This window comes from Enterococcus sp. SMC-9, assembly GCF_021011285.1.
Classification (GTDB): domain Bacteria; phylum Bacillota; class Bacilli; order Lactobacillales; family Enterococcaceae; genus Enterococcus_C; species Enterococcus_C montenegrensis.
The window spans coordinates 42,232-67,769 of sequence record NZ_JAILYE010000001.1 but is presented as its reverse complement, the minus strand read 5'-3'; the positions used below and the strand labels follow the sequence as shown (position 1 = coordinate 67,769).

The following is a 25,538-nucleotide window of genomic DNA, read 5'->3' as shown; positions in this document are numbered from 1 at the left end:
AAGTGTGATAAAAAATCACGCCATAAAATTATAGCACAGTTTTCGGGTTGAAAAAAAGACTGGGCTTTGGAAACTTTGAAAAGAAAGGATAAGAAAATGCGTACTGAAAAAGAAATGTATGATTTGATTTTAAATATTGCCAAATCCCAACCACAAGTTAAAGCCGTAGCGCTGACTGGTTCCAGAGTAAATCCCAATGCTACAAAAGATAGCTTTCAAGATTATGATGTTGTTTATTTAGTTGATGAAAAAAAGGCACTACTGCGTGATAGAAGTTGGTTAGAAAATTTTGGTAAAAGATTAATTATGCAATGTCCTGAAGAAATGACCTTATTTCCTGCCACATTAGGGGCTTGTTTTACATTTTTAATGTTGTTTTTGGATGGGAATCGCATCGATTTAACTTTGTGTCCCATAAAAAATAAAGAGGAATGGTTAGCCCAGGAAAAAATCGTAAAAACGCTTTGGGATCCCACGCATCTTTTGCCTACATTTTCACAAAATAGTAAGACACCTTATTTTGTAAAAAAACCTACTCAAGCAGAATTTTTAGATTGTTGTAACGAATTTTGGTGGGTATCTACTTATGTGGTGAAGGGACTGTGGCGTCAAGAAAATCTTTATGCAATCGATCATCTCTATGGAACTTGTCAAAAGGAGTTACGCCGCTTACTCACTTGGCAAGTTGCCTTAAAGTACAATGATAAAATTGATACCGGTAAAAATGATAAGTATTTACTACATTTTTTACAAGCGGATGTTTCTCAAAATTTAATGGGATTATTTGATTTTACTACGCTGGCAAAAACATGGGAGAGCCTTTTTGCAACGCAACAATTATTTCAGCAAAATGCAATAAGCTATGCAGAGAAATGTGGCTTTTCATATGATTTACAAACTGCTGAAAATGTCTTAGATTACTGTAAACAATGGTATCCTGGTAATTTATAAATCTAATTGTAAATGATTATTTGTTTCAGTTAGCACTTTTTCATTTCTATTTTAAGCTAAGAAAGCTATCCTTTAATTGAGGCTTACAGTAGTAAGTGGGAAGGTGGGGAATGAAAATGAGTCATTTTAAAAAATTTTTCTTAACATTAGTAGTAGGTGCGTTTGCCCTCTTCTTTGAATTTATTTTAAAACAAGGGCAATGGGCTTATCTTTTAGTCACGATTGTAGGTGGCGTTATGGCCTTGACCATGTTAATTGAAATGATTAAGACATTGCGCTCTGGTCGTTACGGAGTAGATATTTTAGCGATTACTGCGATTGTTGCAACATTAGCAGTTGGCGAATATTGGGCTAGCTTGATGATTTTGATTATGTTAACAGGTGGCGATAGTCTAGAAGATTACGCGAGTCGGCAAGCAGGACGGGAATTACAATCTTTATTAGATAATTCGCCGCAAATCGCTCACCGTAAAATTGGTGAGCGCTTAGAAGATTTAACGTTAGATAAAGTGCAAGTCAACGATGTTTTAGTTGTAAAACCACATGAAATCGTACCTGTTGACGGAGAGGCATTACAAGCTGGAAGTGTTGATGAATCATCTTTAACAGGAGAATCCCGACCAGTTGATAAAAATATTGGGGATGAAATTATGTCAGGTTCTGTGAACGGAGAAGGCACACTGCTCTATAAAGTAACCTCATTAGCAGAAGACTCCCAGTACCAGCAAATTGTCAAGCTGGTGAAAGAATCTCAGGAAAAACCGGCTCATTTTGTCCGGATGGCAGATCGCTACGCAGTTCCGTTTACGGCGGTTGCCTATTTAATTGGAGGTATTGCTTGGTTTGTGACCAAAGATCCGGTTCGTTTTGCAGAAGTCTTAGTTGTAGCTTCTCCTTGCCCGTTGATTTTAGCAGCGCCCGTTGCTTTAGTTGCTGGAATGAGTCGCTCCAGTCGTAATGGGATCGTAGTGAAAACGGGCACGACAGTTGAAAAGCTAGCCGCAGCCAAAACTATTGCCTTTGATAAAACTGGGACGATTACAAAAGGTCAATTAACTGTTGAAAAAATAAATCCAGTCGCTGGTTTTTCTGAAGATAAATTTTTGAGCTACTTGGCCAGTGCCGAACAAGAATCATTGCATATCCTGGCCCGTTCTCTTGTATCTTATGCGCAAAAACGTGTGCCACTAGTGCCGGTTACAAATTTGGAAGAAGTAGTCGGTTCTGGTGTAAAAGGTGAAATAAATGGGCAAGTAATTAAAATTGGGCGTGCTGATTTTGCGCATGGGGCTGTTCAAGCGGGGGACAAAACGATGATTTTTGCTTCTTTAGATGATCAATACATCGGTAGTGTAACTTTTACAGATGAAATAAGACCTGAAGCGCAAAAAACAATCGCGCAATTACGTTTTCTAGGTGTCGATAATGAAATTATGTTAACTGGAGATCGCAAAAAAATTGCAGAGTCGACTGCTACTGAAGTTGGCATTCAGGCAGTCTTTGCTGAGTGTTTACCACAAGATAAAATTAATGTCTTAAAAAATATAGCAAAAACTGAGCGTCCATTAATTATGGTTGGCGATGGCATTAATGATGCGCCTGCCTTAGCTATTGCCGATGTCGGAATTGCGATGGGGGCACATGGATCTTCTGCCGCTTCGGAGAGCGCAGACGCTGTTATTTTGAAAGATGATTTAAGCCGTGTTGCCACAGCAGTGGAAGTCGCACAAGATACGATGAAAATTGCGCGTCAGTCAGTTTTGATTGGTATTTTTATCTGTGTGGGTTTAATGCTGATTGCAAGCACTGGTGTAATCCCAGCGTTAATTGGGGCAATGTTACAAGAGGTTGTTGACACCGTTTCAATTTTGAGTGCTTTGCGGGCTAAAAATGATCGAAAGCCAGTAAAGGATAAAGCACAATAAAAAATAATAAACCCTTTTGTGAAAGAATATGGAGTCGTCTCTTACAACTAGTTACAAGACGGATAAGAGGATAATATACGGCTAAGTCGCACATAAATAAAAAAGGTTGTCAACTTCTAAAATATATCTCAAAAGCAATGCATTGTATCTAAACAATTTGGGTTTTATAGGAGACATTTCTTTTGGTTTATGGTTAAAATAAAGGTAATTAAAAAAAGGAAGTGAAAGATATGCCATTTGTTCACATTGAATTAGTTGAAGGCCGCAGTAAAGAACAATTAGCTGCAATGATGAAAGACGTCACAGAAGCAGTCCATAAAAATACAGGGGCCCCAAAAGAACACATCCACGTTATTATAAATGAAATGAAAAAAGGGACTTATGCCGTAAATGGTGAATTTAAGTAAGTTCATTCTTGCATTTTTCAAAAAGAAGTGTTTAAATAAAAACAACTTATTAAAGCCAACTGACTTTGAGAGTCTGTAACAGAGAGGAAAACAATTGCTGAAAGTTTTCTAGCAGAAAACCAAATGATGACCACTTTATGAACTCCTGATTAATCTCAGGCGGAAAGCAACCGTTACCTGCTTTAAGAGAAGAGACAATATTTGTCTTAAAATTAGGTGGAACCACGTTAATTACGTCCTAGTGCTATTGTAGCGCTAGGACTTTTTTTATTATTAAGGAGGAATTATTTATGGCAATTACAATTACGTTTCCAGATGGCGCGAAAAAAGAATTTGAAGCCGGTGTAACAACTAAAGATATCGCAGCTAGTATTTCCAATAGCTTGGCTAAAAAAGCGTTAGCTGGCAAAGTAAACGGAGAATTAGTCGATTTGAGTCGTCCAATTGAAGCGGATGCTACCATAGCGATTATTACACCAGCTGATGAAGAAGCGCTACCTTTATTGCGCCACTCGACTGCGCATTTGATGGCGCAAGCAGCTCGTCGCTTATTCCCAAATATTAACTTTGGTGTCGGCCCGGCAATTGAAAGTGGTTTTTACTACGATACAGATAATGGTGATCACCCAATTACTGCGGAAGATCTACCAGCTATTGAAGCAGAAATGATGAAAATCGTTAAGGAAAATTTGCCAATTGAACGTTTAGTTTTATCTAAAGATGAAGCTTTAGCATTGTTTAAAGAAGATCCTTACAAAGTTGAATTAATCAGTGAATTACCAGCTGATGAAATTATTACTGCTTACCGTCAAGGAGAATTTGTCGATTTATGCCGTGGACCTCATATTCCGTCAACAGGTCGTATTCAAGTTTTCAAATTATTATCTGTAGCTGGTGCGTACTGGCGAGGAAATTCAGACAATCACATGATGCAACGTGTTTACGGAACAGCCTTTTTTGATAAGAAAGATTTAAAAGAGTTTATCAAACAAAGAGAAGAAGCCAAAGAACGTGATCACCGTAAATTAGGTAAAGAATTAGATTTATTTATGGTTTCACCAGAAGTTGGCTCTGGCTTGCCATTCTGGTTACCAAAAGGTGCAACAATTCGTCGTACTATCGAACGTTATATTGTTGATAAAGAAGTAAGTCTTGGCTACCAACACGTTTATACGCCAATCATGGCAGATGTTGAATTGTATAAAACTTCTGGACACTGGGATCACTACCACGAAGATATGTTTCCGCCAATGGATATGGGGGATGGGGAAATGCTCGTTTTACGTCCAATGAATTGCCCACACCATATGATGGTTTACAAAAACGACATACACTCTTATCGTGAGTTACCAATTCGAATTGCTGAACTTGGTATGATGCATCGTTATGAAAAATCAGGTGCATTGTCAGGGCTACAACGGGTTCGGGAGATGACATTAAATGACGGCCATACTTTTGTTCGTCCCGACCAAATTAAAGATGAATTTAAACGAACACTTGATTTGATGGTGAATGTCTATGCTGATTTCAATATTACTGACTATCGCTTCCGCTTGAGCTATCGTGACCCAAATAATACTGAAAAATATTTTGACGATGACGCAATGTGGGAAAATGCACAGACAATGTTGAAAGCTGCGATGGATGAACTTGGTTTGGAATATTTTGAAGCAGAAGGGGAAGCAGCCTTTTATGGTCCAAAACTTGATGTTCAAGTTAAAACAGCCTTGGGGATGGAAGAAACACTGTCTACTATCCAATTAGACTTCTTATTACCAGAACGCTTTGACTTAACGTATGTGGGTGAAGATGGTGAAAATACGCATCGTCCTGTTGTTATCCACCGAGGAATTGTTTCAACAATGGAACGCTTTGTCGCTTATTTAACAGAAGTTTACAAAGGAGCTTTTCCAACTTGGTTAGCACCGATCCAAGCGACAATTATTCCTGTTTCTGTTGAAGCACATTCAGATTACGCTTATGAAATCAAAGAACGTTTGCAAGAAAAAGGAATTCGTGTTGAAGTTGATGATCGCAACGAAAAAATGGGGTATAAAATTCGTGCTTCCCAAACACAAAAAATTCCGTATCAATTAGTTGTTGGCGATAATGAAGTAAAAGATGCAACAGTAAATGTACGCCGTTATGGAAGTAAAGAGACTTCTGTTGAAGAGTTGAATATTTTTGTGGATGCGATTGCCGCTGAAGTGAATAATTACAGCCGCGTATAATTTTTTTGAAGCTGACCTGCCTTTTTAAACATTTATATGATAAAGTAATTTGTGAAAGTTCTGAAGAATTTTCATACAGGAAAATTATTTTTGAAATGTAATAAAGTAAAAGGAGGCAGCTTCTTTTACATATTGAACTGATTGAAAAGGGGAGTTTAATGTGATACATCCTATTTTGCAAAGGCGCTCAGTTATTGCTGTGATTTTATTGACCTTAATTACAGGAGGAATTTATGGTATTTATTGGATTTATGTGACGACACGAGATTTGAATGAATTTACGGGTGATTACTGCATAAAACCTGGTTGGACATTATTGTTTGGTTTGCTTACGTGTGGCTTATATATGTTTTATTGGTGGTATAAAATCAATGATCTTGTGATGGCAGCACAAAAAAAAGCGCAGCGACCGTTTCGCAGTGATAATAAGTTGCTTTTTATTGTTTTGCGTATTTTTGGACTTGCAGTTATCAATATGGCCATTGTGCAATCGGATTTAAACGATATTTACTATAATTTCACGCCTGCAAAAACACCAGCCAACCAGATAGAAGATGATGACGAATGGTCAGATTATTAGAATGTCCGTTACGAGCCATTACAGGGGTTCCTTGCCCAATGTGTGGTATGACCCGTTCATTTATTCATTTAGCCCAGGGGGATATTAGTGGTGCTTTTTCTTATCATCCGCTTTTTTGGGTGATTATCTTATTAGTTCTTTTATATTTTATTAGTTTAAAAAAAGCGCGCGCGCAACAAGTTTTAAAAAACAAGTATTGGTGGCTTAGCATTGCTGGTCTGTTTATTTGTGTCTATTTCATCCGAATGATGACACTTTTTCCAGATAAAGCACCATTAGATTTCAATTTTAATGCTTTTTTACCAAAACTTTGGCAAATTTTCACTACTTAAATAACGTCATTTCTGCTTTCAGTTGTGATTTTCAAAAAATTGTGTTACAATGTGTAACGGTAATGATACTTAGTGGAGTGAGGGATTTTTTCCCTCACTCTTTTTAATGAAAAGAATTGGTCCAAGGAGGCGATGATTGTTGAGTACAGTTGTAGAGACAGTAACTGGTTTGGTTCAGCCGATTTTAGATGAACAAAATTTTGAATTAGTAGAAGTCGAGTTTGTTAAAGAAGGCAAAAGCTGGTTTTTGCGCGTATTCATCGACAAAGAAGGCGGCATTGATATTGAAGAGTGCGCTTATGTAAGTGAGAAATTAAGTGAAAAGTTGGATAGTTTGGATCCCGATCCGATTCCCCAAGCTTACTTTTTAGAGGTGTCATCCCCTGGTGCCGAACGACCGTTGAAAAAAGAAGCGGATTATGAAAAAGCTGTAGGTGAATATATCCATATTTCATTATACCAAGCAATCGATGGCCAAAAGCAATATGAAGGGTTTTTAATGTCGCTTAGTGAAACAGAACTAGTATTAAAAATCAAAATTAAAACACGGGAAAAAGAATTGACTTTTGATCGTAAAAATATTGCCAAAGCTCGCTTAGCTATTCAATTTTAAAAAAGGAGTCCCAAGCAGATGAGTAAAGAAATGTTAAATGCACTAGATGCATTAGAAGCTGAAAAAGGCATCTCAAAAGAAATCGTAATTGAAGCGTTAGAAGCCGCTTTAGTTTCAGCTTATAAACGTCACTATGGCCAAGCCCAAAACGTTGAAGTGGAATTCAATCAAAAAAAAGGCGATATCCATGTTTACGCTGTTAAAGAAGTAACAGAAGAAGTTATGGATTCACAATTAGAAGTCTCTTTAAAAGAAGCGATTAAAATTAATCCTGCTTATGAAATTGGCGATAAAATTCGTTTTGAAGTAACGCCTAAAGACTTTGGTCGCATTGCGGCACAGACTGCAAAACAAGTCATTTTACAACGGGTCAGAGAAGCAGAAAGAACGATTATTTATAATGAATTTTCTGCCTATGAAAAAGACATTATGCAAGGGATTGTTGAACGTCAAGACAATCGCTACATCTATGTTAACTTAGGTAAAATCGAAGCTGTTTTGTCAAAACAAGATCAAATGCCAAATGAGTTTTATCAACCCCATGACCGGATTAAGGTCTATGTTTCTCGCGTTGAAAACACATCAAAAGGCCCACAAGTCTTTGTTAGTCGCTCACATCCAGATTTATTACGCCGTTTATTTGAACAAGAAGTACCAGAAGTTTATGATGGTACTGTAGAGATTGTTAGCATCGCAAGAGAAGCAGGCGATCGTTCAAAAGTTGCGGTTCGTTCTGATGACCCTAATATTGATCCTGTTGGCACTTGCGTTGGGCCAAAAGGACAACGGGTTCAAGCGATTGTTAATGAATTAAAAGGTGAAAATATGGATATTGTCGAGTGGGATGAAGATCCAGCAATTTATATTGCAAATGCTTTAAATCCTGCTGAAGCACAAGATGTTATCTTTGATTTGGATAACCCTCGGGCGTGTACCGTTGTTGTACCGGATTACCAACTTTCACTTGCAATTGGTAAACGGGGGCAAAATGCTCGTTTGGCAGCAAAATTAACCGGCTACAAAATTGATATTAAAGCAGAATCTGATATGGAAGAGTTTTATGCCAAATTAGAAGAAGGCGACTATATCGATGAAGGGGAGTTTTCAACTGAGGAAATTTCTGTTGAAGATGCACCAACACAGCCGGTTGATGAAGTGATTGAAAACAGTGATATGACGAGTGATGATTACGAAAATATTGCTTTTGACGAAGAAAAAGAGGATTAATCAGGAGGTGATTTCATGAAGAAACGCAAGATTCCTTTACGCAAATCCGTTGTTTCCGGTGAAATGAAGCCAAAAAAAGAACTGATTCGTATTACTCGTTCTAAAGAAGGTGTTGTTTCGATTGACCCTACTGGTAAATTACCAGGCCGCGGCGCTTATGTTGCGATTGAGCCAGAAGAAGTTCAAATGGCTTGGGACAAAAAGATTTTGGATCGCGTTTTAGAAACTACGTTGACTGATGCGTTTTATCAAGAACTCCTTGATTACGTCACCCATCAAAAAGCCCGTCGTGAGTTATTTGGCAATGGATAAAAATAAGGTATTGAACATGTTAGGTTTAGCAATGCGCGCTGGAAAGTTGGTCACTGGCGAAGAACTGACATTAAAAGAGATTCGTCGCAACAAAGCTCGTTTGGTATTAATCGCCGCAGATGCGGGCAAAAATACCCATAAAAATATAAGTGATAAGTGCACTTATTATAAAATTCCCTACACAGATCGTTTAACCGCCTTGGAAATTGGAGGTGCGATCGGCAAGCCCCGAATGGTTATTGGCATCTTAGATAACGGCTTTGCCAAAAAGATAGGAGAATTAATACAAGGTTAGGAAGGTGATTGCATGGGAAAAAAACGAATTTATGAACTTGCAAAAGAAATCAACAAATCTAGCAAAGAATTAGTGGATAAAGCACAATCTTTAGGATTTGATGTGAAAAATCATATGGGAGCAATCTCAGATACTGAGGAGAAAAAGTTACGCCAAGCAGTTGGCGTCAATGAAAGTACTGGCAATGCTCCAAAACCTGCATCCCAACCAGCTAACCCAGATGAAGCAAAAAAACCTGAACATAAAAAATTTGTGACCCAACGGAATAATCCGAAGTTTCAAAATCGGAACAATCCGAGCAACAAACAAGGACAAAACCGCAATCAAGGTCAAAACAAGGACCACAATAGAGGACAACAACAAAGTCAACAAAATCAAAACCGTCCACAAGTTGGTACAAACAAATCACAAGCACCACAAAACAACCGTTCAAATAATACTGTACCGCCGACTGCTAAAGCAGCTCCAATGAATTCTGAAAATAAACAACAAAAAACTGCGTCGGTCAATCAACCAGTAGTGAACAAAAAAACGGAGGATCAAAAGCCTATTAATAATAATAACCAAAAACGGAGTAATCAAACTGGGCAACAAAGACCAGCTCAACAAGCTCCGCAACAAAAACCACAAAATCAAAAAACTACAAGTCAACAAAAGCCAGCTGGACAACAAAGACCAGCAACAAAACCTGTGGCTAACACGAATAAATCGGCTGCAAAACCTGCAAGTAACCAACCAGCGGCTAAAGCTGATGGTAATAAAGGTGGCAACCGTAGTAATGACAACCGCAATAAAAATTACGGTCAACAAAATCGTCAAGGAGCTTACCAACAAAATCGGAATAAGTTCAAGAAAAAAGGTAAAAAAGGAAAACAACAAGTTTCCAATAAACCTGCTGTACCACCACGTAAATTCCGTGAATTACCTGAAGTATTGGAATATACAGAAGGCATGAACGTAGCCGATATCGCTAAAAAAATCCACCGTGAACCAGCGGAAATCATCAAAAAATTATTTATGATGGGGGTTATGGTTAACCAAAACCAAGCCTTGGATAAAGACACAATTGAACTTTTAGCGACAGACTATGGTATTGAAGCACAAGAAAAAGTTCAAGTAGATATCGCTGATATTGATAAATTCTTTGAAGCTGAAGAAGTCGTTGCAGAAAACTTAGTACCGCGTCCGCCAGTTGTTACTATTATGGGGCACGTTGACCATGGTAAAACCACATTACTTGATACCTTGCGCCATTCTCGTGTTACAAGTGGTGAAGCTGGGGGGATTACGCAGCATATTGGGGCTTACCAAATTGATATTGACGGTAAACCAATTACTTTCTTGGATACACCAGGGCATGCGGCCTTTACAAGTATGCGTGCACGAGGAGCCAGCATCACAGATATCACAATTTTAGTAGTAGCTGCAGATGACGGAGTAATGCCACAAACAGTTGAAGCAATTAACCATGCAAAAGCGGCAAAAGTGCCAATTATTGTTGCAGTAAATAAAATTGATAAACCTGGTGCTAACCCACAACATGTAATGCAAGAATTAAGTGAATACGAATTGATTCCTGAAAGTTGGGGTGGCGACACCATTTTTGTTGAAATTTCAGCGAAATTCGGTCAAAACATCGACGAACTTTTGGAAATGATTTTATTAGTTGCTGAAGTAGAAGACTTAAAAGCAGATCCAAGTCAACGGGCAATCGGTACAGTGATTGAAGCTCGCTTAGATAAAGGGAAAGGTCCAGTTGCAACGTTATTAGTACAACAAGGAACTTTACATGTTGGTGATCCAATTGTTGTCGGTAATACTTACGGCCGTGTGCGGGTTATGACTAATGATTTAGGTCGTCGTGATAAAGCAGCAGGTCCAGCAACACCAGTCGAAATTACTGGTTTAAATGATGTGCCACAAGCTGGTGATCGTTTTGTTGTTTTTGAAGATGAAAAAACAGCACGTGCTGCCGGTGAAGAACGGGCAAAACGGGCGTTGATGGAACAACGCGCTTCTAATAGCCGTGTGACATTGGATAACTTATTTGAAAGCCTAAAAGAAGGCGAATTAAAAGAAGTTAACGTTATCATTAAAGCCGATGTACAAGGTTCAGCAGAAGCTCTAGCTGCTTCATTGCAAAAGATTGAAGTTGAAGGTGTGCGGGTTAATATCGTCCATTCAGCAGTTGGTGCCATTAATGAAAGCGACGTAACCTTAGCAGCTGCAAGTAACGCGATTATCATTGGCTTTAACGTACGACCAACACCACAAGCAAAACAACAAGCCGATGCTGAAACGGTAGATATTCGTTTGCACCGGATTATCTACAAAGCAATCGAAGAAATTGAAACTGCGATGAAAGGGTTACTTGATCCTGAGTTTGAAGAAAAAATTACAGGTCAAATGGTGGTTCGAGAAACATATAAAGTTTCCAAAGTTGGAACAATTGCGGGTTGCTTTGTAACTGATGGCTTTATTCGTCGCGATAGTGGCGTACGGGTTATTCGTGATGGTATCGTTATTTACGAAGGCGTACTTGCTAGTTTGAAACGGTTTAAAGACGATGTAAAAGAAGTAAAACAAGGCTTTGAATGTGGCGCTATGGTTGACAAATTTAATGACGTGAAAGTTGACGATGTCATTGAAGCTTATGTAATGGAAGAAATCAAAAACGACTAAGATAAATGGAGGACGCAATTATGGCCAATTATCGTGATCGTCGTGTTGCCCACGAGATTTTAAGAGAAGTGAATGATATTTTACGTAAAAGAGTCCGGGATCCTCGGGTTCAAGATGTCACCATAACAGATGTCCGAGTAACGGGAGATTTGCAACAAGCGACAATTTTTTACAGTATTTTATCAGATCTTGCTTCTGACAAACAAAAGGCGCAAGCTGGACTAGAAAAAGCGAGTGGTTTAATTCGCCGTGAATTAGGTCAACGGTTAACATTGTATAAAACACCGGAAATCGTTTTTGAACTTGATAGCTCTGTGCAATATGGTAACAAAATCGACGAAATGATCCGTAACTTACACAAGGATTGATAAATGGAAGCTACTTTGAAAGGGAAACCTTTTGGAGTAGCTTTTTTTCTGCTATAATGGGGCAGTTGAGTTGAATTAAAGAGATAGCGAGGAGTTAGAATGGACGGCATTTTAGCTTTATGGAAAGAACGCGGTATGACGAGTCATGACTGTGTCTTTAAATTACGTAAAATTTTAAAAACAAAAAAAATTGGTCATGGTGGTACACTTGACCCGGATGTCGATGGTATTTTACCGATTTGTATCGGCAAAGGTACAAAAGTGATTGAATTTATGCAAGATAGCGGCAAAGTTTATAGTGGCGAAATCACAGTTGGTTATACGACAACAACAGAAGATGCTTCTGGGGAAAAAGTTGAAGTTATGCCAATAAATACTCCTTTTACGAATGCTGAAATCGATGCGGCTATGAAAACAATGGAGGGTGAAATCACACAGATTCCCCCTATGTACTCGGCTGTAAAAGTTAATGGTAAAAGATTGTATGAATATGCCAGAGCTGGCTTAACAGTTGAACGCCCGAAAAGAAAAGCAATGATTAAAAGTTTTCGACGTACCAGTGAGCCCACTTTCGATGAAGAGGCAAAAACGCAAAGTTGGCGTTTTGAAGTTGCGTGTGGCAAAGGAACTTATGTGCGAACTTTGGCAGTGGACACCGCAAAAAAACTTGGTGTTCCCGCTCATATGTCTGATTTAACACGTCTGGAAAGTGGCGGTTTAAAAGTTTCTCAGTCCCTAACCTTAGCTCAAGTAGCCGATGCGGTAGAAAATCAGACTATTTTAGAATATATACTGCCAATTGAATATGGGATTGCTGCTTTTCATAAAGTAAATATCGATGATAAAATCTGGCAGCAGGTTAAAAATGGTATGCGCTTATCTCCAACAGCTTTTGGTCTGGAAAAAGTGCCAAGTGAGCCGATTGCTTTATATTATGCTGGAAAAGTTGTAGCTTTATATGAGAGTAATTCTAAAGAAAAAAATAAGTTGAAACCTTTAAAAATGTTACGAACTGAGGTCTAATATTGTGAAAATTATCCAAATTCATCACCCTTATACAAAAGAGCAAATTCCCAACGAGCCAGTTGTGTTAGTACTGGGTTTTTTTGATGGCGTTCATCGCGGGCATCAAAAAGTTATTTTAGCTGGTAAAAAATTAGCTGAAGAAAAAGGGGTTAAACTGGCCGTAATGACATTTAACCAACATCCTTCTGTCGTGTTTAAAAAACAAGAAGGAGAAAATTTGAAATATTTGACGACCTTAAAGCAAAAAGAGTATCACATGGAGCGTTTGGGTGTGGACTATTTATATGAAATTGAATTCACCTCTAATTTTGCCTATTTAAAACCGCAAGATTTTGTCGATCAGTATATTGTGGGACTACATGCAGTGGCTGCTGTCAGTGGTTTTGATTATACTTATGGTCCAAAAGATATCGCAGATGTCTCTCACTTGCCTCAATACGCCAAAGATCGTTTTGAAATTATCACCGTTGCAAAAGAAACTTTAGCTGGTGATAAAATCAGTTCTACTAGAATTCGCGATCTATTGGATGAAGGCAATATGGAAGAAGTTACACGGCTATTGGGCTATATTTACGAAATTGAAGGTTTAGTGGTTCATGGAGAAGCCCGTGGTCGCACGCTTGGCTATCCGACAGCTAATATTCGTTTTAAAGCCAGCGTTCGCTTACCTAAAGAAGGCGTCTATGTTTCTGAAATCAAAGTAGCCGGCAAATGGTATAAAGCAATGAGCTCCATTGGCCATAACGACACTTTTGGTGAAGGAAGAAAATTGACAGTTGAGGTTTTTATCTTAGATTTTAACAAAGATATCTATGGGGAAACGGTACGTGTTCGTTTCAACCATCTAATCCGTGAGCAAGTAAAATTTGACGGTGCTGATGGATTGATTACACAATTAAAGCAAGATGAAAAAGACACACAAGACTATTTTAAAAAATAAAGAAAAAGAAGTTTACTAAAACGTTGTGACCAAAAAAGCTAATTTTTCGGCGTCACGACAATGGGTAAGCTTCTTTTTTTATTTGTTTTAAAGGATTTTTTAAAGGATTTTATGTGTTTAGTGAGAACAAATCTCAACGATAAACCGAAATAATTTGTGATACATTGAGCATTTTTATCAGTCTTTTTGCTAAAATAAAAATGTAAGCGTTTTTATACAAAAAGGAGGAGTACCGGTGGAAAAAAAAGCAGTTGATTTTGAATTTGTTGAAACAGTATCTCAGAGACAAGAGCTGCTGGTGCGCTTGGGAGAATTAAAAAATCAGCCAAGCGCGCAAATGACAGCTTTACAGACAGCACAACAAATATATGGGTATTTGCCAATCGAAGTATTACAAGTTATCGCAAAAGAGTTACAAGTACCTTTAGAAAAATTATACAGCACAGCTACCTTTTACTCCCAATTCACCTTTGTCCCAAAAGGTGAATATACCATCAGTGTGTGTATGGGGACTGCTTGTTATGTAAAAGGCGCAGGAAATATTTTAGACTCCTATGAAACTACGCTTAAGATTAGTGCGGGCAAAACAAGTACAGATTGTAAATTTACGTTGGAATCATGTCGCTGTATTGGTGCTTGTGGCTTAGCGCCGGTATTGACAGTCAATGAAGAGGTTTATGGTCGTTTGACTAAGAAAAAAGGCGATAAAGTTTTGGCAAGCTACCAAAAGATAGCACTTGAAGGCAACAAGTAAAGATTGAGGTGTGGGGTGTAAAGATGCAAAATTGGCAAGAATTAAAAGCAGTAAAGGTACAATATCAACAACAAGTAGTTTTGCGAACACAAAAAAAAGCTACAATAAGCAATAGGCGCGAAATTTTAGTATGTGCCGGTACCGGTTGTTTGTCTTCTAAAAGTCGTGCTTTTATAGAGGTGTTAGAAGACGAATTGATAAAAAATGAGCTGCAAGATAATGTGCAGGTAGTTGCCACTGGCTGTTTTGGTCTCTGTGCCCAAGGGCCGATTGTTATTGTTTACCCAGAAGGAACTTTTTATCATCAAGTTAAGCCTAAGGACGCCAAAAAAATTGTTGAAAAACACTTAGTCGCAGGTCAGCCAGTTGAAAAACTTCTGTATCATGATCACAAAACAAAAGAAGTGATTAAAAAACTTTTAGATACTCCTTTTTATCACAAACAAAAACGAGTGGCGCTGCGGAATTGTGGTCGAATTGATCCAGAAAAAATTGAAGAATACATCGCATTTGATGGTTATGAAGCTTTAGCGAAAGTTTTACACGACTATACCTCTGATGATGTTTTAAAAATACTAGAAGATTCAGGTATTCGTGGGCGTGGGGGCGGAGGGTTTCCCACTTTTTTAAAATGGACTTTTGCTAAAAATAGCGCTGGTAATGAAAAATATGTGATTTGTAATGCGGATGAAGGTGATCCAGGAGCTTTTATGGATCGTTCAGTTTTAGAGGGAGATCCTCATGTAGTGTTAGAAGCAATGGCGATTGCCGGCTACACGATTGGTGCTAATAAAGGTTACATTTATGTTCGGGCAGAATATCCAACCGCCGTTGAACGATTGGAAATCGCACTTAAAGCCGCAAGAGAAAATGGTTTATTGGGAGAAAACATCTTAGACAGTGGCTTTTCTTTTCAAATCGAATTACGTCTTGGTGCTGGCGCTTTTGTCTGTGGCGAAGAAACAGCGCTGCTTGAAAGCATTGAAGGTCATCGTGGTGAACCGCGGCCGCGGCCGCCATTTCCAGCGATAAAAGGACTTTTTGGTAAACCGACAATCGTGAATAATGTGGAAACCTATGCGAATATTCCGCAAATTATTGTTAAAGGACCAAAATGGTTTGCCCAAATGGGAACGCAAAATGCAAAGGGGACAAAAGTTTTTGCATTAGGCGGTAAAATTCAAAATACCGGATTAGTTGAAATTCCAATGGGGACGACATTAAGAGAAATTGTTGAAGATATTGGTGGCGGTATTCCCGAACAAAAAGCTTTTAAAGCGGCGCAAACAGGTGGTCCTTCTGGTGGCTGTATTCCTAAGGAACACTATGATATCCCCATTGACTATGATAACTTAATGAACATTGGCTCTATGATGGGTTCAGGGGGACTGATTGTAATGGATGAAGAGAATTGTATGGTGGATATTGCTAAATTTTTCTTGGAATTTACAGTAGAAGAAAGCTGTGGTAAATGTGCCCCTTGCCGGATTGGTACCAAACGCCTTTTGGAAATTTTAGAAAAAATTACATTGGGAAAAGCTACATTGGCAGATTTAGATAAAATGGAGGAATTGTGTTATCACGTCAAAGAAAATTCATTATGTGGCTTAGGACAAACTGCACCCAATCCTGTTTTATCTACTTATCACTATTTTAAAGAAGAATATTTAGCTCATGTCAACAAAAGATGTTGTCCAGCCGGAGTATGTAAAAATTTAATTCAATATACAATTGATCCAAACAAATGTACAGGGTGTATGGCTTGCGCCAAAAATTGTCCCGTATCAGCTATTTTTGGTGAAGTCAAAAAAGTTCATGAAATTGAGCAATCGCTTTGTATTAAGTGCGGTTTATGTATCGATACGTGCCGTTATGCTGCTATTAGTGTGCATTAGGAGGTTAAGCAGATGAAAGAAATCGAAATTTTTATTAATGGGAAATCTTATTATGCACCAGCGGGAATGACGATTTTAGAAGCGGCGCGTCTTCATGATATTGAAATTCCGACCCTATGTTTTTTAAAAGAAATTAACGAAATCGGCGCTTGTCGTATTTGTGTGGTAGAAGTAGAAGGTATAAAAAATTTGGTGACTGCCTGCGTTTATCCGATTCAAACGGGGATGAAAATCAAAACAAATTCACAACGGGTATTTAAATCACGGAAATTGACCTTGAAACTAATTTTGTCCACTCATGAGCGAAAATGTTTATCGTGTCTTCGCAACGGCAATTGTGAATTACAAAGGCTGTGTAAAGAGTTTAACGTTGATGATGAAGACTATTACAACGGTGAAAATAAGGAATACGCCTTTGACGATAGTGCGGTTCACATGGTGCGTAATAATAATAAGTGCATTTTGTGTAAACGCTGTGTTGCAGCTTGTGAAAAATGCCAGGCAATTAGTGTAATTGGCGCAAATGAACGTGGTTTTAATACGCATATTGGTTCTGCGTATGATTTAAGTCTAGGAGAGGTGGCTTGCATTTCCTGTGGGCAATGTATTGTTGTTTGTCCAACTGGTGCGATTCATGAAAAAGATCAAACGGATCTCGTCTGGCAGGCATTGGAAAATAAAGACAAATTTGTAGTGGTCCAAACGGCACCCTCTATTCGCGTAACCTTAGGTGAGGCTTTTGGTATGCCTATTGGTAGTAATGTTGAAGGGGAAATGGTCGCTTCGTTGCGAAAATTGGGCTTCGATAAAATTTTTGATACGAATGTGGCGGCAGATTTTACCATTGTGGAAGAAGCTCACGAGTTTATTGAAAGAATCAAAAATAATGGGCCATTCCCGTTATTTACTTCTTGCTCGCCAGGATGGGTAAAGTACTGTGAATCTTATCATCCTGAACTGATAAAAAATTTATCCAGCTGTAAATCACCGCAACAAATGTTTGGGGCCTTAACGAAGACTTGGTACGCCAAAAAAATGAATTTAAATCCGGCTGATATTTTTGTTGTAGGCATTATGCCATGTACAGCTAAAAAATTTGAAGTAACTAGAGAAGATGAAGCAGCAGCTGGATTTCCCGATGTAGATGTTGCTCTTACGACACGGGAATTGGCCCGGATGATTGAGCGCGGAGGGATTAAATTTAAAGAGTTAACAGATGCCAAATTTGATCATCCGCTAGGTGAAGCAACCGGAGCTGGGTATATCTTTGGTGCGACAGGTGGTGTAATGGAAGCAGCGTTACGAACTGCAGTTGAAAAGTTAGCAAGTCAAAAAGTGATACCTTTATCATTTAAGGAAGTGAGGGGGATGAAAGGCATCAAAGAAGCCAGTTACAATCTAGGTGGCCAAAAAATTAATATCGCTGTTGCCTCAGGAATAGGAAATGCCAAACGTTTAATTGAAGAAAAAATTCAAACAGGTGAAAAAACCTATCACTTTGTTGAAATAATGGGATGTCCTGGAGGCTGTATTAATGGTGGAGGACAACCGATTCAACCAGCTTCTGTGCGTAATTTTGTTGATTTAAATAGCTTGCGTGCTCAAGCGCTTTACTCCGAAGATGAAAGAAAAGTTTTGCGTCGCTCCCATGAAAGCCCGATGGTAAAACGATTGTATGAGGAATTTCTTGTGGCGCCAGGAAGTGACAAGGCCCACGCGTTATTGCATACGTCTTATCACCAGGCCATGGAAGTTAAATGACAACTGAGGGCTAAAATCAAAAAATATATCTGATCTAGTCATTTTGCGTCGCTTTTAGCTAGGCTAGCGTTGCTTTGGGTAAAAGCGGGATTATTAATTTGTTTGAATGCTACGACGGTAAATTCTATTTAATTGAGGAATAACTATGCTCCCAACAACTCCGCCAATTAAGGCAGTGATAAGTTGTGGCAAACTGAACATTTGTGTCAGTGTCTGAACAGATTGCGTTGGTATTTTAGCAACTAAGAAGAAAGGGAGTACAAGTTTAACAACTAACAGCCATAAGACAGAAAATTTCAAAATGGCACCACTAACGGCAGAAAAAATTAAACGAGAAAAACGATAAGTGCTTTGATTTTTAAGCAGGAAAAACCAAGTTGTAACAAGTACGGCATTTCCAAGCATAATACAGATAATCAATTGCGGAAACTGAGGCCCAATTCCTAAAAAGAAGGCAAAGATTGGTGAGAGCAGGGCTACTACTAGCCCACTAATTTCTCCGGTGAGAGCTACTGTTACAATCAAAATCAAATTGACTAAGCTACCAGTTACCAATTGCCCAAAGCCGATAGTAGCGACTTGAAAAATGACTGTTAACGCAATCATAAAAGCAGTTTGCGTAATAAATCGGGTTTGACTTAGTTTTAAGTTGTTCATAGTAGACACCCTTTCAAAAAAGCGTTTTCTTTATTGTAACAAATTATGTGAAGATTTAGATAAATTTGTATAATAAAAGTTATTTTAAATGAAAAAATGTGTGGAAATGCTGGTAAAAAATGAATAAAAGAAAAAAAAGATGTCAAATTTTGTTTAGTTCTTAACAAGAATGAAGTAAAATGTGATTAAGTATTAATTACTATAAAGAAATTTTTAATTGAAAAAATCATTTTTTAAACATATGAGGAGGAACAATAATGGCAGTAGCAAAAATCGTTTATGCAAGTGCAACAGGGAATACAGAAGGAATTTCAGAAATTTTAGAAGATGCTTTTAAAGCACTGGATATTGATGTTGAAAGAATCGAAGCAGATGACGCCGATGATGCGACTTTTGATGATGCAGATATTTGTGTCGTTGCAACGTACACAGATGGTGATGGGGAAATTCCTTTTGATTTGGAAGATTTCTATGATGAATTACCAGATTTTAACTTAGATGGTAAAGTCTTTGGTGTTGTCGGATCTGGTGACAGCGAATTATATCCAGATTATTTCTGTCAAGCAGCAATTGACTTTGACCAAGCTTTTGAAAAAACAGGGGCAAAACGAGGCGCGGAATTAGTCAAAATTGAAAATGATGCAGACGATGAAGATGAAGAGGTGTTAAAAGCTTTTGTGACAGCCTTAACAAAAGCGTAAGTTAGAAAAGGGGTATGATTTTCGTTGTTTAAAATAGTTGAGAGAAATGAATTAAATCCAATTGAATTTGAAATTTTTGTTGAGGCACCACGAATTGCACAAAAAGCACAAGCTGGTCAATTTGTCATTTTGCGAATTGATGATAAAGGTGAACGGATTCCACTAACGGTTGTGGATGTGGAACCGGAAAAAGGATTAGTTCGTTTAATTTTTCAAGTCATTGGTAAATCTACAGCTGCTTTAGCAAAGTTACAAGCCGGGGATAGTTTGACTGATATTGTGGGGCCCTTGGGAAAAGCAACGGAAATTGAAACGTACGGGACGGTGTTATTAGTTGGTGGCGGAGTTGGCATTGCCGCACTGTTTCCAATTGTCAAAGCGTTAAAAATAGCAGGAAATAAGGTTATTACTGTTTTAGGAGCTAAGAGTAAGGAGCTAATGATTCTTGCCGATGAATGTGAAAAATATTCCGATGAACTTTACTTGATGACAGACGATGGTACTCTAGGACAAAAAGGTTTAGTGACGGACGCAATGAAAGCAGTTTTTGCCAAAGAGAAAATTGACACTGCTTGGGCCATCGGACCTAGTATGATGATGAAATTCTCTACTCTAAGTGCTAATGAAGCTGGTGTACCGATTTTTGTTTCCTTAAATCCAATCATGGTTGATGGAACGGGGATGTGTGGTGGTTGCCGCGTAACAGTCGATGATCAAATTAAATTTGCCTGTGTCGATGGACCAGAATTTTTAGGTGCCAAGGTTGATTGGGATGAATTTGTTAATCGGATGCAACAATACCGCAATGAAGAAAAACTTGCTGATACTGTATATGAAGGAGGAATGCTGAATGGCTAAGCGTAGTTATACTAAGACGCCGATGCGTGAGCAGGCTCCTGAAATTCGCAATCAAAATTTTTCTGAAGTTGCTTTAGGATACACCTTAGAAGAAGGACAATTAGAAGCAACGCGCTGTTTACAGTGTAAAAATGCACCCTGTATTCAAAATTGCCCAGTAATGATTGATATTCCAGGTTTTATTAAACATATTGAAGTAGGCGATATGAAAGCTGCTCATGAGGTATTAAGTAAATATACGAACTTGCCTGCAATTTGCGGCCGCGTCTGCCCGCAAGAAAAACAATGTGAAATGACTTGTCGCCTGGGACGTTCAAAGAAATTCGAGCCAGTTGCAATTGGTAAATTAGAACGCTTAGTAGCTGATTGGGCACTTCAACAACCAATTGAGACTGTGACTAATAAAAAAGATAAAGGAAAAGTCGCAGTCATTGGTTCAGGTCCTTCTGGGTTAACAGCAGCAGGAGATTTAGCAAAACTTGGTTATGATGTTACGATTTTTGAGGCCCTACATGCACCAGGAGGGGTTTTAACTTATGGAATTCCTGAGTTTCGTCTACCTAAAAAAATTGTAGAAAAAGAAATTGAAACAATTATAGCTCAAGGCGTAAAAATTGAGACAAATGTTGTGGTTGGAAAAACAATTACGATGGAAGAAATTCAAGCTGAATTTGACGCGTGCTATTTATCTGTTGGTGCAGGTGCACCAAACTTCATGAATATTCCTGGTACTTCTTTAAATGGTGTTTATAGTTCAAGTGAATATTTGACGCGAATTAATTTGATGAAAGCTTACGATTTTCCTAATTACGATACACCTGTTCAAGCTTCAAAAAACGTTGTTGTAATTGGTGGCGGGAATGTAGCGATGGATGCCGCGCGTTCGGCTAAACGTTTAGGTGCTAAAAATGTTGCAGTTATCTATCGTCGTTCAAAAGAAGAGTTACCCGCTAGAGAAGAAGAATATCACCATTCGGTTGAAGAAGGAATTAACTATCATTGGCTAACAAATCCAATTGAATATCTCAATGATGGCACCGGTAAATTGAAAGCTGTAAAATGTGTGAAAATGAAATTAGGTGAAGCTGATGAATCTGGACGCCGTCGCCCAGAGGTGATTCCTAATAGTGAATTTATTATTACTGCGGATACGGCAATTGAGGCAATCGGTCAAGGCTCTAATCGAGTTTTGCTGGATACGTTCCCTGCATTACAATTAAACCGCTGGGGGTATATTGATGCCGATGTTAAAACAGGAGAGACGAATATTCCAGGTGTTTTTGCTGGGGGAGATATTGTAACAGGGGCGGCAACGGTTATTTTGGCGATGGGTGCTGGCAAAGTTGCTGCAACACAAATTGACAGCTATATCCAAAATCAAAAAGTCCATGTATAATAACAAAGTATTTATGGCGATTTGCCATAATTTATAAGTGAGGTGACTGGAATGAAAAAAATGAAAACGATGGATGGTAATACCGCAGCTGCTTATATTTCATATGCTTTTACTGAAGTTGCCGCAATTTATCCGATTACACCAAGTTCAACAATGGCTGAGATGGTTGATGAGTGGTCTTCTGTTAATGATCAACGCAATATTTTTGGCGAGACCGTTAATTTAGTTGAATTGCAATCTGAAGCAGGAGCAGCAGGTACTGTTCACGGTTCATTGAAAACAGGGGTATTAACAACAACATATACAGCATCACAAGGCTTACTTTTGATGATTCCCAATATGTTCAAAATTGCAGGAGAACTTTTGCCGACAGTATTTCACGTCGCTGCCAGAGCTGTTTCTACGAATGCTTTATCTATTTTTGGCGATCATAGTGACGTGATGGCTGCCAGACAAACGGGATTTTGTATGCTGGCTGAATCTAGCGTGCAAGAAGTAATGGATTTGTCGGCTGTGGCACATTTAGCTTCAATTGAAGGTAGTTTGCCTTTTATGAACTTTTTTGACGGGTTCCGCACCAGTCATGAGTTACAAAAAATTGAGGTATTGGATTATGACGATTTAAAAGAAATGGTAAATTGGGAAGAATTGGATAAATTCCGACAAAGAGGTATGAATCCTAATCACCCTACTGTTTCTGGGACTGCTCAAAATCCGGATATTCATTTCCAACAACGAGAAACTGTTAACCAGTATTATGATAATATCTTACCAGTTGTTCAAAAATACATGGGTAAAATTAACGCTTTGCGGGGGACTGATTATGATTTAACGAATTATTATGGCGATCCCAACGCTACTGAAGTTATTATTTCCATGGGTTCTGCTTCGCCAACAATCCAGCAGACAGTAGATTATTTAAATAAGCAAGGCCGTAAAGTAGGGCATTTAAATATTCATTTATATCGTCCCTTCCCGGCAGAAAATATGTTGCAAAATTTACCTGATACAGTTGAACGGATTGCTGTTTTGGATCGGACCAAAGAACCGGGTTCAGATGGTGAACCTTTATTGCTAGACGTGCAAAGTGTTTTGTATCGTCATGTTAATCGTCCAATTGTAATTGGTGGTCGTTATGGGATTGCTTCAAAAGATGTGACACCAGATCAAATTGTCACGGTTTTTGATCATTTATTATTACCACCAGAGCAGTTAAAATACCGCTTTACAATTGGTATTAAAGATGATGTGACACATTTATCTTTACCACAATCAGAAATTTTGGATTTAACATCGCCTAGTACTTTCCAAGCGAAGTTTTGGGGCTTTGGCTCAGATGGTACAGTTGGAGCCAATAAACAAGCTATTAAAATTATTGGGAATAATACGGAGCAATATGCGCAAGCTTATTTTGCTTATGACTCCAAAAAATCTGGTGGGCTAACAATCTCGCATTTGCGTTTTGGTGATCATGAAATTCGTTCTACGTATAATGTGGAGTCAGCTGATTACATCGCTTGTCATAATAGCGCCTATATTCATCAATATGAGTTATTAAAAGGTTTAAAAGACGGCGGAACATTCTTACTTAACACGGTTTGGGATGAAGAAAAAGTTAAAAAGAACTTACCAAGTCGCTTGAAGAAGTATTTGGCTGTCCATAATATTAATTTTTATATTATCAATGCAATGGATATTTCCATTAAAAATGGACTTGGTCGTCGCATTAATACGGTATGTTCGGCTGCCTTCTTTGAAGTAACTGATATTATGCAACGTGAAACTTTCTTACCTTTATTAAAACAAGAAGTACAAAATGCCTATGGTAAAAAATCAATGAAACTCGTTGAAAATAACTGGAATGCCATTGACGAAACTTTTGCAGCTTTAACAAAAGTTGAGGTGCCAAAAGAGTGGGCTGATATTGAAGTGCCAAGTAGAAATCCAAAAGATGATATGAACAAACCGGCTTATATTCGCAACATCTTAGAACCGATTAACCGACAAGAAGGAAACAGCCTGTCGGTTAAAGACTTGATGGATAACGATATGTTAGGTGGCACGATGGCAATGGGTTCTGCGGCTTACGAAAAGCGGGGTATCGCTTTAGAAGTACCAGAATGGTTACCAGATGCTTGTACGCAATGTAACGAATGTGCCTTCATTTGTCCCCATGCTGCGATTCGTCCTTTCTTAGCGGATGAAGAAGAAGCAAAAGAGGCACCGGCAGGTTTTATCACGCGGAAAATGCGCGGTGCAGATGGTTTAGAATATCGTATTCAAGTATCTGTCGAAGATTGTACGGGGTGTGGTCTTTGTGTTGAAGCTTGTCCAGCTAAAGGAAAAGCATTAGTCATGAAACCTTATGAAGAAATGAAAAATGAAGCAATGAACTGGGCTTTTGCGATGACTTTACGGCAAAAAGCAAATCCTGTGAAAAAAGAGTCTGTTAAAGGTTCCCAATTTGAACAACCGCTATTGGAATTTTCTGGGGCTTGTGCCGGGTGTGGTGAAACGCCATATATCAAATTATTAACGCAATTGTACGGCGATCGTATGATGATTGCCAATACTACAGGTTGTTCTTCTATTTGGGGAGGCTCTTCACCGGCTACACCATATACAACAAATGCAAGTGGTTGTGGTCCTGCTTGGTCTAATTCTTTGTTTGAAGATAATGCAGAGTTTGGTTTGGGGATGTATATCGCCAATGAAACAAAACGCAAGCGTTTGGCAACGGCAGTGGAAAGTATTTTACGGCAAAATTCTGTTTCAAAAGAAACGACAGCTTTGCTGACTGATTGGTTGGAGCATATCCACGATGGAAGTGGTACACAACAACGGGCAGCAAAAGTTATTTCAGCGTTAAAAACAGAAACGGATAGCGCTGCTGTAGCACCATTATTAAAATACCAAGATATGTTTGTTAAACCAAGCCAGTGGATTATTGGTGGTGACGGTTGGGCTTATGATATTGGTTATTCTGGAATCGATCACATTTTAGCAACTGGGGCCGATGTTAATATTTTTGTAATGGATAATGAATTATATGCCAATACAGGTGGACAAATGTCCAAAGCAACGCCAACTTCTGCGATTGCAAAATTTGCTGCTGGTGGGAAGAAAACGAAGAAAAAAGATTTGGGTATGATGGCAATTGCTTATCAAGATGTTTATGTCGCTCAAATTTCAATCGAGGCTAACGCCAAACAAGCTTTAAAAGCCATTATGGAAGCCGAAGCTTATCCGGGCCCTTCAATTATCATTGGTTATACCCCTTGTATTAACCACGGAATTAAAGGTGGTATGAGCCAGTCTATTAAAGAAAGTAAGGCTGCTGTTGAAAGTGGTTACTGGCAATTGTATCGTTATGATCCGCGCTTACGGGAAAAAGGTAAAGATCCAATGCGAATTGACTTTAAAAAAGTTGATTTTACCAAGATGAATGAATTTTTAGAAAATCAAGTTCGTTTTTCTGCTTTGCGCAACATTAAATCATCAACTGAAGAGGTGGATGAAATGTTAGAGCAAACGGTTCAAGATATGGAAGAAAGAACCGGAGTATACAGCCAATTAGCAGATTTGAAGAAATAGTAAAAAGCCAGTTTTGCCGTAAGCAAAACTGGC

Annotated in this window: 22 protein-coding genes; 21 read left to right on the top strand and 1 reads right to left on the bottom strand. The window is 38.5% G+C overall.

Translation table 11 applies throughout. From position 1 onward, the window contains the following. Nucleotides 1–66: 66 nt before the first annotated feature. The 17 genes from K4422_RS00320 (at nt 67) to K4422_RS00240 (ending at nt 18,299) form a co-directional block, all read left to right on the top strand. The gene (locus K4422_RS00320; RefSeq protein WP_230708485.1) at nt 67–951 is read left to right on the top strand and encodes an aminoglycoside 6-adenylyltransferase; all 885 of its coding nucleotides are present in this window, start codon (nt 67–69) and stop codon (nt 949–951) included. Between the two features lie 116 nt (nt 952–1,067). Next, the gene (locus tag K4422_RS00315) at nt 1,068–2,876 is read left to right on the top strand and encodes a heavy metal translocating P-type ATPase (protein WP_230708483.1); all 1,809 of its coding nucleotides are present in this window, start codon (nt 1,068–1,070) and stop codon (nt 2,874–2,876) included. Between the two features lie 230 nt (nt 2,877–3,106). Next, nucleotides 3,107–3,283 carry a 2-hydroxymuconate tautomerase gene (locus K4422_RS00310; protein WP_230708481.1) on the top strand — a complete coding sequence of 59 codons (177 nt, stop codon included), beginning with the start codon at nt 3,107–3,109 and terminating at the stop codon, nt 3,281–3,283. Nucleotides 3,284–3,573: 290 nt separating this feature from the next. Then, complete coding sequence (gene thrS / locus K4422_RS00305; protein WP_230708479.1) at nt 3,574–5,514, top strand: threonine--tRNA ligase; 1,941 nt, start codon at nt 3,574–3,576, stop codon at nt 5,512–5,514. Nucleotides 5,515–5,674: 160 nt separating this feature from the next. After that, nucleotides 5,675–6,094: a DUF4234 domain-containing protein gene (locus K4422_RS00300; RefSeq protein ID WP_206904038.1), complete on the top strand. Its 420-nt coding sequence runs from the start codon at nt 5,675–5,677 to the stop codon at nt 6,092–6,094. Further along, on the top strand, nt 6,079–6,426 hold the full coding sequence (locus tag K4422_RS00295; protein ID WP_230708477.1) for a DUF2752 domain-containing protein: 348 nt from the start codon (nt 6,079–6,081) through the stop codon (nt 6,424–6,426). The genes K4422_RS00300 and K4422_RS00295 overlap by 16 nt, the downstream gene beginning before the upstream one ends. Before the next feature lie 139 nt (nt 6,427–6,565). Then, nucleotides 6,566–7,039, top strand: coding sequence for a ribosome maturation factor RimP (gene rimP, locus K4422_RS00290; protein WP_206904043.1), 474 nt, complete (start codon nt 6,566–6,568; stop codon nt 7,037–7,039). An 18-nt stretch (nt 7,040–7,057) separates the two neighbouring features. Next, nucleotides 7,058–8,266: a transcription termination factor NusA gene (gene nusA / locus K4422_RS00285; RefSeq protein WP_230708476.1), complete on the top strand. Its 1,209-nt coding sequence runs from the start codon at nt 7,058–7,060 to the stop codon at nt 8,264–8,266. Between the two features lie 15 nt (nt 8,267–8,281). Further along, nucleotides 8,282–8,578, top strand: coding sequence for an RNase P modulator RnpM (gene rnpM, locus K4422_RS00280; protein WP_206904047.1), 297 nt, complete (start codon nt 8,282–8,284; stop codon nt 8,576–8,578). Further along, nucleotides 8,571–8,873 carry a YlxQ-related RNA-binding protein gene (locus tag K4422_RS00275; protein WP_206904050.1) on the top strand — a complete coding sequence of 101 codons (303 nt, stop codon included), beginning with the start codon at nt 8,571–8,573 and terminating at the stop codon, nt 8,871–8,873. Before rnpM ends, K4422_RS00275 begins: the two co-directional genes overlap by 8 nt. Nucleotides 8,874–8,885: 12 nt before the next feature. Beyond that, nucleotides 8,886–11,555 (top strand): translation initiation factor IF-2, encoded by a 2,670-nt coding sequence (gene infB, locus K4422_RS00270; RefSeq protein ID WP_230708475.1) that lies wholly within the window; start codon nt 8,886–8,888, stop codon nt 11,553–11,555. 20 nt (nt 11,556–11,575) lie between these two features. Then, nucleotides 11,576–11,923, top strand: coding sequence for a 30S ribosome-binding factor RbfA (gene rbfA / locus K4422_RS00265; protein WP_206904052.1), 348 nt, complete (start codon nt 11,576–11,578; stop codon nt 11,921–11,923). A gap of 99 nt (nt 11,924–12,022) precedes the next feature. Then, a complete protein-coding gene (truB, locus tag K4422_RS00260; protein ID WP_230708473.1) occupies nt 12,023–12,946 on the top strand; it encodes a tRNA pseudouridine(55) synthase TruB in 924 nt (307 codons plus the stop codon). Nucleotides 12,947–12,950: 4 nt separating this feature from the next. Continuing rightward, nucleotides 12,951–13,889, top strand: a complete 939-nt coding sequence (ribF, locus tag K4422_RS00255) for a riboflavin biosynthesis protein RibF (protein WP_206904057.1) — start codon at nt 12,951–12,953, stop codon at nt 13,887–13,889. A gap of 235 nt (nt 13,890–14,124) precedes the next feature. Next, a complete protein-coding gene (locus K4422_RS00250; RefSeq protein ID WP_230708472.1) occupies nt 14,125–14,643 on the top strand; it encodes an NADH-quinone oxidoreductase subunit NuoE family protein in 519 nt (172 codons plus the stop codon). A 23-nt stretch (nt 14,644–14,666) separates the two neighbouring features. Next, nucleotides 14,667–16,538, top strand: a complete 1,872-nt coding sequence (locus K4422_RS00245) for an NADH-quinone oxidoreductase subunit NuoF (protein WP_230708471.1) — start codon at nt 14,667–14,669, stop codon at nt 16,536–16,538. A gap of 12 nt (nt 16,539–16,550) precedes the next feature. Next, the gene (locus K4422_RS00240; RefSeq protein WP_230708470.1) at nt 16,551–18,299 is read left to right on the top strand and encodes an NADH-dependent [FeFe] hydrogenase, group A6; all 1,749 of its coding nucleotides are present in this window, start codon (nt 16,551–16,553) and stop codon (nt 18,297–18,299) included. A gap of 93 nt (nt 18,300–18,392) precedes the next feature. On the opposite strand, the gene K4422_RS00235 is transcribed toward K4422_RS00240, so the two are convergent. Further along, nucleotides 18,393–18,956 (bottom strand): ECF transporter S component, encoded by a 564-nt coding sequence (locus K4422_RS00235; RefSeq protein ID WP_206904063.1) that lies wholly within the window; start codon nt 18,954–18,956, stop codon nt 18,393–18,395. A gap of 257 nt (nt 18,957–19,213) precedes the next feature. On the opposite strand from K4422_RS00235, the gene K4422_RS00230 reads away from it, so the two are divergent. Genes K4422_RS00230 through nifJ form a run of 4 tightly spaced genes read left to right on the top strand, consistent with a single transcriptional unit; the run spans nt 19,214 to nt 25,505 of the window. Next, nucleotides 19,214–19,657: a flavodoxin gene (locus tag K4422_RS00230; RefSeq protein WP_206904064.1), complete on the top strand. Its 444-nt coding sequence runs from the start codon at nt 19,214–19,216 to the stop codon at nt 19,655–19,657. A 24-nt stretch (nt 19,658–19,681) separates the two neighbouring features. Beyond that, nucleotides 19,682–20,515: a sulfide/dihydroorotate dehydrogenase-like FAD/NAD-binding protein gene (locus K4422_RS00225; protein WP_206904065.1), complete on the top strand. Its 834-nt coding sequence runs from the start codon at nt 19,682–19,684 to the stop codon at nt 20,513–20,515. Beyond that, nucleotides 20,508–21,911 (top strand): NADPH-dependent glutamate synthase, encoded by a 1,404-nt coding sequence (gene gltA, locus K4422_RS00220; RefSeq protein WP_230708469.1) that lies wholly within the window; start codon nt 20,508–20,510, stop codon nt 21,909–21,911. Before K4422_RS00225 ends, gltA begins: the two co-directional genes overlap by 8 nt. Before the next feature lie 51 nt (nt 21,912–21,962). After that, the gene (gene nifJ, locus K4422_RS00215; protein WP_230708468.1) at nt 21,963–25,505 is read left to right on the top strand and encodes a pyruvate:ferredoxin (flavodoxin) oxidoreductase; all 3,543 of its coding nucleotides are present in this window, start codon (nt 21,963–21,965) and stop codon (nt 25,503–25,505) included. Nucleotides 25,506–25,538: the final 33 nt, after the last annotated feature.

What these genes read in the sequence shown, in the direction of transcription:
- gltA (WP_230708469.1), top strand. Translation starts at nt 20,508, where the DNA reads ATGGCTAAGCGTAGTTATACTAAGACGCCGATGCGTGAGCAGGCTCCT.
- truB (WP_230708473.1), top strand. Translation starts at nt 12,023, where the DNA reads ATGGACGGCATTTTAGCTTTATGGAAAGAACGCGGTATGACGAGTCAT.
- K4422_RS00275 (WP_206904050.1), top strand. Translation starts at nt 8,571, where the DNA reads ATGGATAAAAATAAGGTATTGAACATGTTAGGTTTAGCAATGCGCGCT.
- K4422_RS00295 (WP_230708477.1), top strand. Translation starts at nt 6,079, where the DNA reads ATGGTCAGATTATTAGAATGTCCGTTACGAGCCATTACAGGGGTTCCT.
- rbfA (WP_206904052.1), top strand. Translation starts at nt 11,576, where the DNA reads ATGGCCAATTATCGTGATCGTCGTGTTGCCCACGAGATTTTAAGAGAA.
- infB (WP_230708475.1), top strand. Translation starts at nt 8,886, where the DNA reads ATGGGAAAAAAACGAATTTATGAACTTGCAAAAGAAATCAACAAATCT.
- nifJ (WP_230708468.1), top strand. Translation starts at nt 21,963, where the DNA reads ATGAAAAAAATGAAAACGATGGATGGTAATACCGCAGCTGCTTATATT.
- K4422_RS00235 (WP_206904063.1), bottom strand. Translation starts at nt 18,956, where the DNA reads ATGAACAACTTAAAACTAAGTCAAACCCGATTTATTACGCAAACTGCT.
- K4422_RS00315 (WP_230708483.1), top strand. Translation starts at nt 1,068, where the DNA reads ATGAGTCATTTTAAAAAATTTTTCTTAACATTAGTAGTAGGTGCGTTT.
- K4422_RS00310 (WP_230708481.1), top strand. Translation starts at nt 3,107, where the DNA reads ATGCCATTTGTTCACATTGAATTAGTTGAAGGCCGCAGTAAAGAACAA.
- nusA (WP_230708476.1), top strand. Translation starts at nt 7,058, where the DNA reads ATGAGTAAAGAAATGTTAAATGCACTAGATGCATTAGAAGCTGAAAAA.
- K4422_RS00240 (WP_230708470.1), top strand. Translation starts at nt 16,551, where the DNA reads ATGAAAGAAATCGAAATTTTTATTAATGGGAAATCTTATTATGCACCA.
- thrS (WP_230708479.1), top strand. Translation starts at nt 3,574, where the DNA reads ATGGCAATTACAATTACGTTTCCAGATGGCGCGAAAAAAGAATTTGAA.
- K4422_RS00230 (WP_206904064.1), top strand. Translation starts at nt 19,214, where the DNA reads ATGGCAGTAGCAAAAATCGTTTATGCAAGTGCAACAGGGAATACAGAA.
- rnpM (WP_206904047.1), top strand. Translation starts at nt 8,282, where the DNA reads ATGAAGAAACGCAAGATTCCTTTACGCAAATCCGTTGTTTCCGGTGAA.
- K4422_RS00245 (WP_230708471.1), top strand. Translation starts at nt 14,667, where the DNA reads ATGCAAAATTGGCAAGAATTAAAAGCAGTAAAGGTACAATATCAACAA.